This window comes from Bacillus sp. CPT56D-587-MTF (assembly GCF_058792335.1).
Genome location: NZ_JBYTEF010000001.1, coordinates 4,021,392 through 4,034,487 on the forward strand (window position 1 = coordinate 4,021,392; position 13,096 = coordinate 4,034,487).

Sequence of the window (13,096 nt, forward strand, 5' to 3'; positions counted from 1 at the left end):
ACCTCCCATGCTAATTTTGTGTTAATCGCTTCACGATTTTCACTGTTTCGTACGCCGCTTTTTCAATTTGCTCTTTCGTATTTCCAAGTCCAAAACTAAAGCGTACGGATGAACGTATTTGATCGGAGTCTTTTCCAAACATCGCTACTAATACATGTGATGGATCAATCGAACCAGCTGTACAAGCAGAACCGCTTGATACTGCAATGCCAGCAAGGTCTAAGTTCACAAGAAATGGTTCAATGTTCATTCCTGTAAAACTTACATTAAGTACATGCGGTAAGCGATGTTCTAAGTTTCCGTTTACCTCGAAAGTAATGCCTTCATTTTTGAAGACAGATACCATTATATCTTTAAACTCTTCATATTGGGCATTTTTTTGCTCACGAGTTTTTTCAGCTATAAGAATTGCATGCTGAAGCCCAGCAATACTAGGCACATTTTCCGTACCAGCACGGCGTTTTCTTTCTTGCTCTCCGCCTATTAATAACGGTTCAAATTTCACATTTGCACCAGCGTATAAGAACCCTACACCTTTTGGCCCATTAATTTTATGAGCTGAAATTGATAATAAATCAATTCCAAACTCTTTCACATTAATTTCTACTAAACCGTAAGCTTGTACCGCATCTGTATGGAAATAAGCTTGATGATCTTTTAGCAACTTTCCTATTTCCACAATTGGTTGCATTGTCCCTACTTCATTATTCCCAAACATAACAGATACAAGAATCGTCTCTTCTGTTAATGCCTTTTGTATGTCAGAAACTTGAATAAGCCCTGTTTCATCGACAGGTAAATATGTCACTTCAAACCCTTCACGCTCTAACAATTCGCACGTATGCAAAATCGCATGATGTTCAATTTGCGTCGTTATTATGTGGTTACCTTTATGACGGTTCGCACGTGCTACACCGATAAGCGCTAAATTATCAGCTTCTGTACCACCGCTCGTAAATATAATTTCATTCGGATTCGCATGAATGCTGCGTGCACACACTCGTCTCGCCTCATCTACTACATGGCGAGTTTGACGTCCATAAAAGTGAATACTAGACGGGTTCCCGAATATTTCTGTCATATATGGAATCATCTTTTCGACCACTTCTGGGTGAGTCGGAGATGTCGCAGCATGATCTAAGTAAATGCGTTCCATTAAATCTCCTTCTTTCCAAATCGTTTCACAAGGAATTAAATGTAAAACATATAGCCCCCGTGATTTTCTTCCTCATAACGTACTAAATCTTCTAACGTTGTACTATCTAACACTTCTTGCACCGCATCACGAACACGCATCCATAACTGGCGCTGTGCTGGCTCTTCTTCTTCTATCATTTCTACAACACTAATCGGTCCCTCTAATACACGGATTACATCCCCAGCTGTAATGTTAGCCGGTTGATCAGATAATACATATCCGCCGTATGCCCCGCGCGTACTCTTTACAAGACGAGCGTTACGAAGTGGTGAAATTAATTGCTCTAAGTAATGCTCGGATAAGTCATGCGCCTGCGCAATTGATTTTAATGAAATCGGACCTTCACCAAACTTTTTTGCAAGATCAATCATAATTGTTAAGCCATAGCGGCCTTTTGTTGAAATCTTCATCTATTTTGCACCTCTTTTCAAATTTTCACTTCTATTGGTTATATCTTATTTATAAAAAGAACACAATTTAAAATCCTATGAAATTATAGCATAATATAGTATTATAAGAAATTTCAACTTGTGTATCAAAATGATAACATAAAATCACATTGAAAAACTCGGAAATTATTACAATTGAAAGAAAAATGAAAATATTAACCTTCATTTTTCCCATAAAACAGCATCCTATTTCAAATTCCGTAGAAAAAAATGATACGATAGAACGAGATTATATATTAAGGGAGACGGTCCAAATGAAACAACCACTCGCACATCGAATGCGCCCTACAAATATTCAAGAAATTATTGGGCAACAACATTTAGTTGGTGAAGGAAAGATTTTATGGCGAATGGTCCAAGCCAATCATTTTCAATCTATGATTTTATACGGTCCTCCAGGTACAGGAAAAACATCCATTGCCAGTGCAATTGCAGGAAGTACCGGTACCCCGTTTCGTCTATTGAACGCTGTTACTCACAATAAAAAAGATATGGAAGTTGTCGTACAAGAAGCGAAGATGCATCGACACCTCGTTTTAATTTTAGATGAAGTTCACCGTCTAGATAAAGCAAAGCAAGACTTTCTATTACCTCACTTAGAAAGCGGACTTCTTACTTTAATTGGTGCTACGACAAGTAATCCATTCCATGCAATAAACTCCGCTATTCGAAGCAGGTGTCAAATTTTCGAATTACACGCACTAACAGAAGAAGATATTTTAATTGGGTTAAAAAGAGCTTTAGAAGATAAAGAAAAAGGGCTTGGAGAATATGCAGTAACGGTAACAGATGAAGCACTACATCACTTTGCAAACGCCTCTGGTGGTGATATGCGTTCCGCTTATAACGCACTTGAGCTTGCTGTATTATCTAGCTTTACTACAGACGATCAAGCGGCTGAAATCACACTCGAGATTGCAGAAGAATGCTTACAAAAGAAGAGCTTCGTCCACGACAAAGGCGGCGATGCTCATTATGATGTATTATCAGCATTTCAAAAATCAGTGCGCGGAAGTGATGTAAATGCAGCACTCCATTATTTAGCACGCCTTATTGAAGCAGGTGATTTACAAAGCATTGGCAGACGCCTTCTTATTATGGCTTATGAAGATATTGGACTTGCTAGCCCACAAGCTGGACCACGTACACTAGCTGCAATTGAATCAGCTGAACGAGTTGGATTCCCAGAAGCACGCATCCCACTTGCAAATGCCGTTATCGAGCTATGCTTATCACCAAAATCAAATTCAGCTTATAAAGCACTTGATGCTGCATTACACGATTTACGCAACGGTCAAACAGGTGACATTCCAAGCCATTTAAAAGATAGTCATTACAAAGGCGCAGAATCACTTGGAAGAGGCATTGGATATTTATATCCGCACGACCATCCAAACGGCTGGGTAAGGCAACAATACTTACCTGATAAAATAAAAAGCAAGCAATATTATAAACCGAAAACGACAGGAAAATTTGAGCAAGCACTTTCTACTGTTTATGAAAGATTACAAACTTCGAATAAAACGAAAAATAAAGGGTAACATAAACGAAAACGTCACCATTATGGAGGCTTCGCTTATGAAAACACGTCAAGATGCATGGACAAAAGAAGATGATCTCCTTTTAGCAGAAACTGTTTTACGACATATTCGCAGCGGAAGTACACAAATAAAAGCATTTGATGAAGTTGGCGATGCGTTGAACCGGACTTCAGCAGCTTGCGGCTTTAGATGGAATGCTGAAGTAAGACCGAATTACGAAGATGCGGTGCAGCTTGCAAAAAAACAACGTAAAGAATTAAAACGTTCTGAAGCTAATATAGAAAAAAATCGGTTCACGAAAACGAAACAACTCGTAATTGACGCCGATTTTTCAGAAGATATTACGCCAAGTAAACAAGATCTTACAATGCAAAATGTCATTTCATTTTTACAAAATTTAGAACATAACAATCCTTCACTTGCAAAGTTGCAAACTGAAAATGATGTATTACAAGCTCAACTCACCTCTCTGCAAAAAACGAATCATGAACTTGAAACGAAATTAGCGGTACTCACAAAAAAACAACAAGCAATCGAAGAAGATTACGCGATGCTTGTTCGAATTATGGATCGTGCTCGAAAACTTGTTTCAGTCGAAGAGCAAGAAGAGCAAATTGCCCCGATTTTCAAAACCGATCAAAATGGGAATTTAGATATTATTTATTCTGCAGAGAATTAAAAACAGGGATGTCACTTTTTTAACTGAGTGACATCCCTGTTTGTTTTCGGTGAACCATATATAGATATCGGTAAATGAAATTATATTAACGGTTTTTCGAATATATCTATCACAACTTGCAATATATCAACGATTTTTCAAATATATCTATCACAACTTGCAATATATCAACGATTTTTCAAATATATCTATCACAACTTACAATATATCAACGATTCAATAAAGGATATCGATTTAACGACAAAGATTGACAATAACATTCCTCCTTGTCATACAAGGAAACTCCTAAAACAGATTAGATATTTTTTACTAAAATGTTATTATAAACATATACCTTTAAAGGGAGATGGTTGCTATTTCATTAATAATCTTCAAAATAACTCTTGGCCTTCTCGTCCTAACTTTAGCTCTTTTCACCATTAACAGTCTAAAAAAGACATCCGCCTATAAATCAGATAAATATGATTATTGCTTACTAACCTTACTTACATTTGAACTAGTAGTGATGCAAATATTCATATTTCTTTAATACATATAAAAAAGCATATATCCAAAATGGATATATGCTTTTCAGAGTGTTGGGAAACCCTTTAGGGTTCCCAACACTCTGGAATCTTTTTTGATTTTAGCGAATAAAAACAACATAAAATAATAGAATTTTAAAAAATAGCCCTCCACCTGACCCTTTTTGGTCAGGTGGAGGGCTATTTTTTTCATGTTTTGACAAGCTGCGGTGAGATAAGCTTGCATTTGGACAGACTTCAGCCCTCGAAACCGGGCATAGCGGTAGCCATGTAGTTCTTTGGCGTCTGCAAAGCTTCGCTCTATAGTGGAACAGCGTACTTTATACAACCTTTTCCCTGTAGCTGTTAGCTTGTTTTTTCTAGCAATATCCTTATATTTCTCCCACACATGATGAGTGATAACTTTTTGTTTTTGTTTCTTTGAAAAGCACACCTCACGTAACGGACAAACAGCGCAGTCTTCTGGATTCGATTTGTATTGACGGTATCCTTCACGATCAGTTGTTACATATTCTAGAATACATCCCATCGGACAAGCGAAAACATTCATTTCTTCTACATATTTAAATTGGCTTTTCGGTACTTCTTTATTCCGTTTTCCAAATCGGCGATACCCCATCACCATAAATATATTCCGTTCTGATAGTTTCTTACAGATATATCCTGTAAAATAGCCAGCATCAAGGGCAACAGCTTCTACTTTGAAGTCGAATTTATCAATCTGAGCTTGGAGGCGTGCTAAATACGGCTCGGAATCTGCCATATTTCCAGCCGTTACATAGGTATCTGTAATAATATTGTACTTCGCATCAGTCGTACGATGATCCAAGAAATGAAAACCATTTGGTTTTCCATCTCTCATTAAAAATCCACTATCTGGATCCGTTGTACTTATACGAGTTTTTTTGGTAGGGGTATCACTTTCCTTTCTAGGTTTTAATTCTTTTTTCCATGTACCTCACGATCTTCGATTACCGCAGCTTCTAGCTCGTCTATATAAAACTTTGCTTTTTCTTTTTTATATTTATGTACAAATTTATTTTTATTGGCATTGGCCTTAATATGTGTAGAATCTGTCATCAGTGCACGTCCTCCTACCATCCGGTGCTCCGTCGCTTGTCTCACAATCTCATCAAAAATTTCTTCGAAAATATTTGTATGAATAAAACGAGTACGACGATTCCAACTGATTGTAGAGTGATCCGGAATAGTATCCGATAGAGAAAACCCTAAAAACCAACGGTAGGCAATATTCGTTTTAATTTCCTTTTCCAATTGACGCTCAGAACGAATACCGTAAAAATATCCAATAAACATCATCTTAAATAAAACAATAGGATGAATGGACGGGCGTCCATTGTTTTCACAGTAATAAGGGCGTAACTTCTCTTCAATAAAATCAAAACTAATTGTCGCTTCAATTGCACGAAGGAAATGATCTTGTGGAACCAACTCTTCTACAGAAACAGATACACGCTCATCACGATGATTTTTTAAAGCACCCATCATAAAAAATCTCTCCTTTTCCTCTTTTTTATCAGTGTTGACACATAAAAAGAGGTTCAGACACAAAAACAGGCTGTGGAGAAGACTTTCTCCACAGCCTGAAAAGCATATATCCAAAATGGATATATGCTTTTCTTTTATTCTTGCCCTACACGTTTCACTTCTACGTTTTTAATGCGTTCACGTACAACGTGACTTGCCATAATTAAGCCTGCCACAGATGGTACGAATGCATTTGATGAAGGCGGTAATTTCGCTTTACGAATTTTTGCATTTTCGTCTGGTACGATTTCTTTACGTACCTCTTCACGAATTACGATTGGGTTTTCGTCAGAGAAGACAACTTTTACACCTTTTTTAATACCCTCTTTACGAAGCTTCGTACGAATGACTTTCGCAATTGGATCTGTATGTGTTTTAGAAATGTCCGCAATACGGAAACGAGTTGGATCCATTTTATTCGCTGCACCCATACTTGAGATAATTTTAATTTTACGACGTAAACATTGTTTAATTAAATGGATTTTGAACGTAATCGTATCAGATGCATCCACTACGAAATCTAAACCGTGCTTAAAGAACTCTTCATATGTTTCATCTGTATAAAACATTTCAAGTCCAATTACTTCACACTCTGGGTTAATGTCTGCGATACGCTCTTTCATTAATTCTACTTTTGAACGTCCTACAGTAGATACTAAAGCGTGAATTTGACGGTTTACGTTTGTAATATCTACAACGTCTTTATCAACTAATACAAGACGTCCAACGCCAGAACGTGCTAACGCTTCAGCTGCAAAAGAGCCTACGCCGCCAATTCCTAAAATACCGACTGTACTATTTTTTAATATTTCAAGTCCTTCTTTACCGAAGGCTAATTCATTACGTGAAAATTGATGTAACATTCAGCTCTACACTCCTATTACAAAAATGGTCTACCATGTATTCTAGCGTTTTTCCGACTATTTGTATAGAAAAAGTTATAGAATTCCTAAAAATACATATTTCGAGAATGAAAACATAGACCAGAATTTTATTTCTTCCTAAATACACGTTTAAAAAAGAGGATTTAGAGAACCGAGCAGATCGAGGCGCTGAAGCCAGGAGGAGCGCAGTGTAGAAACACTACTCGAGCACCGGACTGGCGAAGCAACGATGAGATGCGACAGTTATCTGAACCAGACTTTTTAAACTTCCTTTCAATACAGGTTTAAAAAGGAGGATTTAGAGAACCGAGCAGATCGAGGCGCTGAAGCCAGGAGGAGCGCAGTGTAGAAACACTACTCGAGCACCGGACTGGCGAAGCAACGATGAGATGCGACAGTTATCTAAACCGGACTTTTTAAACAACCTCTCAAAAAAAGTCTAGACGGTTATAGTATAACCATCTAGACCCTATTCTTACTTCTCTTCTTTCAAGCTTAATTTTAAGTTCAGTTCTTCAAGTTGCGATTCTGCAACTGGGCTTGGAGCTTCTGTTAATAAGCAGCTTGCGCTTGCTGTTTTCGGGAATGCAATTGTATCACGAAGGTTCGTACGGCCTGCAAGTAACATAACAAGACGATCTAAACCTAATGCGATTCCGCCGTGTGGTGGTGTACCGTATTCGAATGCTTCTAATAAGAATCCGAATTGCTCTTGCGCTTCTTCTTGTGAGAATCCAAGTGCTTTGAACATTTTTTCTTGTACGTCACGCTCGTAAATACGAAGTGATCCACCACCAAGCTCATAACCGTTTAATACAAGGTCATATGCTTGTGCACGTGCTTTTTCTGGTGCTGTTTCTAGTAACTCAACGTCTTCACGGAATGGCATTGTGAATGGGTGGTGAGCTGCGAAGTAACGATCTGCATCTTCATCGTACTCAAGTAGTGGCCAATCAGTTACCCATAGGAAGTTAAATTTACTTTCATCAATTAACTCAAGCTCTTTACCTAGACGTAAACGAAGTGCGCCTAAGCTATCTGCAACAACGCTCTTCTTATCTGCTACGAATAGTAATAAGTCGCCAGCAGTAGCTTCTAATGTGCTCATTAACACATTTGCATCTTCTTCACCGAAGAATTTCGCAATCGGTCCTTTTAGGCCGTCTTCTTCAACTTTAAGCCAAGCTAGACCTTTTGCACCGTATACTTTCACGAATTCAGTTAATGCATCGATGTCTTTACGAGAATATTTACTTGCAGCACCTTTTGCATTAATTGCTTTTACTTGTCCGCCGCTTTCTACAGCACTTGTAAACACTTTAAAGCCACAATCTGCTGCAAACTCAGATAAGTCTGTTAGTTCCATTTCAAAGCGTGTATCTGGCTTATCAGAACCGTAGCGAGCCATTGCATCAGCATATTTCATACGAGGGAATGGTGCACTCACTTCTACACCTTTTGCATCCTTCATAACTTTCGTCATCATACGCTCCATCATATCTAAAATTTCATCTTGTGTTAAGAATGAAGCTTCGATATCGATTTGCGTGAATTCTGGTTGACGATCCGCACGTAAATCTTCATCACGGAAACAACGTGCTACTTGATAGTAACGCTCAAATCCGCCGACCATAAGAAGCTGTTTAAATAACTGTGGTGACTGTGGTAATGCATAGAATTCACCATCATGTACACGACTTGGCACTAAATAGTCACGAGCTCCTTCTGGCGTGCTTTTCGTTAAAATTGGTGTTTCTACTTCTAAGAACTCTTCTGTATCTAAGAAGTTACGAATTGTTTTTGTTACATCGTGACGCATTTTGAATGTGTTGAACATTACAGGACGACGTAAGTCTAAATAACGATATTTTAAACGCACATCTTCTGATGCATCTGTATCATCAGCAATGATAATTGGCGTTGTTTTCGCTGCATTTAGTACATTTACTTTTGTTGCTTGTACTTCAATACGACCAGTTGCCATATTGTCATTAATTGCGCCTTCACCACGTTCAACAACTGTACCTTCTACGTGTAATACGTATTCGCTACGAATTGTTTCTGCTACTTCTAACGCTTCTTTTGATGTTTCTGGGTTAAATACAACTTGTACGATACCTGTACGGTCACGTAAATCGATAAAGATTAATCCACCTAAGTCACGGCGTTTTTGTACCCAACCTTTTAATTGAACTGTTTGTCCAACAGCTTCTACTGTTACTTTTCCACATGCATGTGTTCTTTCAGCCACTGTAAGTTCCCCCTATATTAATTTCTCTGCTACGTATGAAGCAAATACATCTAACGCTACTTCTTCTTGTTCACCTGTTGCCATATCTTTTAAGTTAATGATGCCTTTATCTAGCTCATCTTCTCCTAATACAGCTACAAATTTCGCCTTTAGACGATCTGCTGATTTAAATTGCGCTTTCATTTTGCGATCTAAATAATCTTTTTCAACTGACAATCCAGCTTTACGAAGATCGAACGCAACTTTTGCAGCATGGTCTTTCGCTTTTTCGCCAAGCGCTACAACGTAACAATCAATGCTATGTTCAAGTGGTAATTCAATGTTTTCAGCTTTTAGCGCCATAATTAAACGTTCAATACTCATTGCAAAACCGATACCTGGCATTTCTGGTCCACCGATTTCTTGTACAAGTCCGTTATAACGGCCACCACCGCTTAATGTAGTGATCGCACCGAAACCTTCTGCCTCACTCATAATTTCAAAAACAGTGTGTTGATAGTAGTCTAAACCACGCACTAAGTTCGGATCTTTTTCAAATGGAACATCCATCATCGTTAATAGTTCTTGAACTTTGTCATAGTATACTGCTGAATCTTCGTTTAAGTATTCTGTAATAGATGGTGCTGTTCCCATTAATTCATGGTTACGGTCTTTCTTACAGTCTAAAATTCGAAGTGGGTTCTTTTCTAAGCGAGATTGACAGTCAGAACAGAATTCGCCGATACGTGGCTCAAAGTGTGCGATTAATGCATCACGGTGTGCTTGACGACTCGCTGCGTCACCTAAACTGTTTAATACAACTTTAATATTTTTTAAGCCCATGCCGCGGTAAAATTCAACAGCAAGTGCAATTACTTCTGCATCAATTGCAGGGTCATTACTGCCGATTGCTTCGATACCGAATTGTACGAATTGACGATAGCGACCTGCTTGTGGTCTTTCATAACGGAACATTTGACCGATATAGTATAATTTCGTTGGTTGTGTCGCATCACCAAACATTTTATTTTCAACGTAAGAACGTACAACAGGTGCAGTACCTTCTGGACGTAATGTTAAGCTACGCTCTCCACGATCTTGGAATGAGTACATTTCTTTTTGTACGATATCTGTCGTATCACCAACACCGCGTAAAAATAGCTCAGTGTGTTCAAAAATTGGTGTACGAATTTCTTTATAATTGTAACGACGGCAAATTTCGCGTGCTTGCCCTTCGATATACTGCCATAACTCAACAGTGCCTGGAAGAATATCTTGCGTTCCGCGTGGGATTTGAATAGACATATTCAGTTCCTCCTCAAATTGTTTTAATCTTAATAAAAATAAAAAAACTCCCGCCTCTACTGTTTAAACAGTAGGGACGAGAGTATTATACCCGTGGTGCCACCCTAATTGAAGCACGTATGCTTCCACTTTTTTAATAACGCTTAAATATGCGTTCATCCCTACTAAGCATATATGCCGTTCAAGTTGAAACCTCTAGAGTGTCATTCAATCAGTCATCATGCAGAAATGTTTTCAGCCTAAGACATTCCTTCTCTTTCCATGTGTGTCTCATTTACTCTTCTCTATCAACGGTTATATTCATATGTAAATATAAAATTACTATACGTTTGTTAAGTAGGATTGTCAAGTGCTCTAAGAACGTTCAATCTGCTTCTTTAAACGCTTTACATCTTGAAGAGAAATCCCAAACTCCGAAGCAAGCTCCATTGAAGTATTGTTTTGCTCTTTTGAAATAAAATCATGAAAATTCACGTTAAACAGTTGATTTGCACCATTTGTAACAGAATGCCCTTTTTCATTCATACGCATACGTATATCCCTCACATTCAATATGGATGTTTTACTTTTTATTGTTCCATATTGATGAGAGAGTTATACATAACCGAAACTGCTATTGATTCCAAATAAATGAACAAAACATACAACAATGTATAAAAAAGAGAGGATTATATAATCCTCTCTTTTTTCAGAGTGTTGGGAAACCCTTTAGGGTTCCCAACACTCTGGAATCTTTTTTGATTTTAGCGAATAAAAACAACATAAAATAATAGAATTTTAAAAAATAGCCCTCCACCTGACCCTTTTTGGTCAGGTGGAGGGCTATTTTTTTCATGTTTTGACAAGCTGCGGTGAGATAAGCTTGCATTTGGACAGACTTCAGCCCTCGAAACCGGGCATAGCGGTAGCCATGTAGTTCTTTGGCGTCTGCAAAGCTTCGCTCTATAGTGGAACAGCGTACTTTATACAACCTTTTCCCTGTAGCTGTTAGCTTGTTTTTTCTAGCAATATCCTTATATTTCTCCCACACATGATGAGTGATAACTTTTTGTTTTTGTTTCTTTGAAAAGCACACCTCACGTAACGGACAAACAGCGCAGTCTTCTGGATTCGATTTGTATTGACGGTATCCTTCACGATCAGTTGTTACATATTCTAGAATACATCCCATCGGACAAGCGAAAACATTCATTTCTTCTACATATTTAAATTGGCTTTTCGGTACTTCTTTATTCCGTTTTCCAAATCGGCGATACCCCATCACCATAAATATATTCCGTTCTGATAGTTTCTTACAGATATATCCTGTAAAATAGCCAGCATCAAGGGCAACAGCTTCTACTTTGAAGTCGAATTTATCAATCTGAGCTTGGAGGCGTGCTAAATACGGCTCGGAATCTGCCATATTTCCAGCCGTTACATAGGTATCTGTAATAATATTGTACTTCGCATCAGTCGTACGATGATCCAAGAAATGAAAACCATTTGGTTTTCCATCTCTCATTAAAAATCCACTATCTGGATCCGTTGTACTTATACGAGTTTTTTTGGTAGGGGTATCACTTTCCTTTCTAGGTTTTAATTCTTTTTTCCATGTACCTCACGATCTTCGATTACCGCAGCTTCTAGCTCGTCTATATAAAACTTTGCTTTTTCTTTTTTATATTTATGTACAAATTTATTTTTATTGGCATTGGCCTTAATATGTGTAGAATCTGTCATCAGTGCACGTCCTCCTACCATCCGGTGCTCCGTCGCTTGTCTCACAATCTCATCAAAAATTTCTTCGAAAATATTTGTATGAATAAAACGAGTACGACGATTCCAACTGATTGTAGAGTGATCCGGAATAGTATCCGATAGAGAAAACCCTAAAAACCAACGGTAGGCAATATTCGTTTTAATTTCCTTTTCCAATTGACGCTCAGAACGAATACCGTAAAAATATCCAATAAACATCATCTTAAATAAAACAATAGGATGAATGGACGGGCGTCCATTGTTTTCACAGTAATAAGGGCGTAACTTCTCTTCAATAAAATCAAAACTAATTGTCGCTTCAATTGCACGAAGGAAATGATCTTGTGGAACCAACTCTTCTACAGAAACAGATACACGCTCATCACGATGATTTTTTAAAGCACCCATCATAAAAAATCTCTCCTTTTCCTCTTTTTTATCAGTGTTGACACATAAAAAGAGGTTCAGACACAAAAACAGGCTGTGGAGAAGACTTTCTCCACAGCCTGAAAAAAGAGAGGATTATATAATCCTCTCTTTTTTATGAACACTATTTACTTTCTACAATTAAGGTCACCGGACCATCATTGATTAAAGAAACGTCCATCATTGCTCCAAACTTCCCTGTTTCCACATGTAATCCTTGTTTACGAACTTCTTCATTAAAGAAATCGTATAAACGCTCTGCATAATCAGGTTTCGCAGCATCCATAAAGTTTGGACGTCTGCCCTTGCGGCAATCTCCGTATAATGTGAATTGCGAAATAGATAGAACTTGTCCTTCTACATCAAGTACAGAATGATTCATCTTTCCGCTCTCATCTTCAAAAATACGTAAGTTTGCAATTTTTTCCGCAATGTAAGTTGCATCTTTTTCTGTATCTTCGTGCGTAATGCCAACTAGTAATGTTAAACCGAACGGAATTTGTCCTACGATCTCACCGTCTACTGTGACAGACGCTTTCTTTGATCGTTGTAAAACAACTCTCATCTTTCTA

9 protein-coding genes, 2 pseudogenes and 1 other annotated feature are annotated in these 13,096 nt (G+C 37.9%); of the genes and pseudogenes, 2 read left to right on the forward strand and 9 right to left on the reverse strand.

Going from position 1 to position 13,096, the window contains the following annotated elements:
* Positions 1–10: 10 nt before the first annotated feature.
* Both AC3WVZ_RS20720 and cymR read right to left on the reverse strand, forming a co-directional pair.
* On the reverse strand, positions 11–1,156 hold the full coding sequence (locus AC3WVZ_RS20720) for a cysteine desulfurase family protein (RefSeq protein ID WP_000439897.1): 1,146 nt from the start codon (positions 1,154–1,156) through the stop codon (positions 11–13).
* 35 nt (positions 1,157–1,191) lie between these two features.
* Positions 1,192–1,608 carry a cysteine metabolism transcriptional regulator CymR gene (gene cymR, locus AC3WVZ_RS20725; protein WP_000704116.1) on the reverse strand — a complete coding sequence of 139 codons (417 nt, stop codon included), beginning with the start codon at positions 1,606–1,608 and terminating at the stop codon, positions 1,192–1,194.
* Between the two features lie 293 nt (positions 1,609–1,901).
* On the opposite strand from cymR, the gene AC3WVZ_RS20730 reads away from it, so the two are divergent.
* On the forward strand, positions 1,902–3,188 hold the full coding sequence (locus AC3WVZ_RS20730; protein ID WP_000812943.1) for a replication-associated recombination protein A: 1,287 nt from the start codon (positions 1,902–1,904) through the stop codon (positions 3,186–3,188).
* Between the two features lie 37 nt (positions 3,189–3,225).
* Positions 3,226–3,867: an RsfA family transcriptional regulator gene (locus AC3WVZ_RS20735; RefSeq protein ID WP_000857713.1), complete on the forward strand. Its 642-nt coding sequence runs from the start codon at positions 3,226–3,228 to the stop codon at positions 3,865–3,867.
* A gap of 663 nt (positions 3,868–4,530) precedes the next feature.
* Here AC3WVZ_RS20735 and AC3WVZ_RS20740 read toward each other — a convergent pair.
* The 7 genes and pseudogenes from AC3WVZ_RS20740 to AC3WVZ_RS20770 form a co-directional block, all read right to left on the reverse strand.
* Positions 4,531–5,900 (reverse strand): annotated as a pseudogene (locus tag AC3WVZ_RS20740) (IS1182-like element ISBth7 family transposase); the annotation flags it as partial.
* Between the two features lie 134 nt (positions 5,901–6,034).
* On the reverse strand, positions 6,035–6,802 hold the full coding sequence (locus AC3WVZ_RS20745) for a tRNA threonylcarbamoyladenosine dehydratase (RefSeq protein ID WP_000903177.1): 768 nt from the start codon (positions 6,800–6,802) through the stop codon (positions 6,035–6,037).
* A 496-nt stretch (positions 6,803–7,298) separates the two neighbouring features.
* Positions 7,299–9,074, reverse strand: a complete 1,776-nt coding sequence (gene aspS, locus AC3WVZ_RS20750; RefSeq protein WP_000840892.1) for an aspartate--tRNA ligase — start codon at positions 9,072–9,074, stop codon at positions 7,299–7,301.
* 12 nt (positions 9,075–9,086) lie between these two features.
* On the reverse strand, positions 9,087–10,358 hold the full coding sequence (hisS, locus tag AC3WVZ_RS20755; RefSeq protein WP_000027084.1) for a histidine--tRNA ligase: 1,272 nt from the start codon (positions 10,356–10,358) through the stop codon (positions 9,087–9,089).
* A 69-nt stretch (positions 10,359–10,427) separates the two neighbouring features.
* Positions 10,428–10,658: a binding site (T-box leader), on the reverse strand.
* A 54-nt stretch (positions 10,659–10,712) separates the two neighbouring features.
* A complete protein-coding gene (locus AC3WVZ_RS20760; RefSeq protein WP_001242605.1) occupies positions 10,713–10,889 on the reverse strand; it encodes a hypothetical protein in 177 nt (58 codons plus the stop codon).
* A gap of 250 nt (positions 10,890–11,139) precedes the next feature.
* Positions 11,140–12,509: pseudogene (locus AC3WVZ_RS20765) on the reverse strand (IS1182-like element ISBth7 family transposase); the annotation flags it as partial.
* 139 nt (positions 12,510–12,648) lie between these two features.
* A complete protein-coding gene (locus AC3WVZ_RS20770) occupies positions 12,649–13,089 on the reverse strand; it encodes a D-tyrosyl-tRNA(Tyr) deacylase (protein WP_001266965.1) in 441 nt (146 codons plus the stop codon).
* Positions 13,090–13,096: the final 7 nt, after the last annotated feature.

Bases quoted from the DNA above. Each gene is read 5' to 3' on its own strand.
- AC3WVZ_RS20770 (WP_001266965.1), bottom strand. From the start codon at position 13,089: ATGAGAGTTGTTTTACAACGATCAAAGAAAGCGTCTGTCACAGTAGAC.
- hisS (WP_000027084.1), bottom strand. From the start codon at position 10,358: ATGTCTATTCAAATCCCACGCGGAACGCAAGATATTCTTCCAGGCACT.
- AC3WVZ_RS20735 (WP_000857713.1), top strand. From the start codon at position 3,226: ATGAAAACACGTCAAGATGCATGGACAAAAGAAGATGATCTCCTTTTA.
- AC3WVZ_RS20745 (WP_000903177.1), bottom strand. From the start codon at position 6,802: ATGTTACATCAATTTTCACGTAATGAATTAGCCTTCGGTAAAGAAGGA.
- AC3WVZ_RS20760 (WP_001242605.1), bottom strand. From the start codon at position 10,889: ATGCGTATGAATGAAAAAGGGCATTCTGTTACAAATGGTGCAAATCAA.
- cymR (WP_000704116.1), bottom strand. From the start codon at position 1,608: ATGAAGATTTCAACAAAAGGCCGCTATGGCTTAACAATTATGATTGAT.
- AC3WVZ_RS20730 (WP_000812943.1), top strand. From the start codon at position 1,902: ATGAAACAACCACTCGCACATCGAATGCGCCCTACAAATATTCAAGAA.
- AC3WVZ_RS20720 (WP_000439897.1), bottom strand. From the start codon at position 1,156: ATGGAACGCATTTACTTAGATCATGCTGCGACATCTCCGACTCACCCA.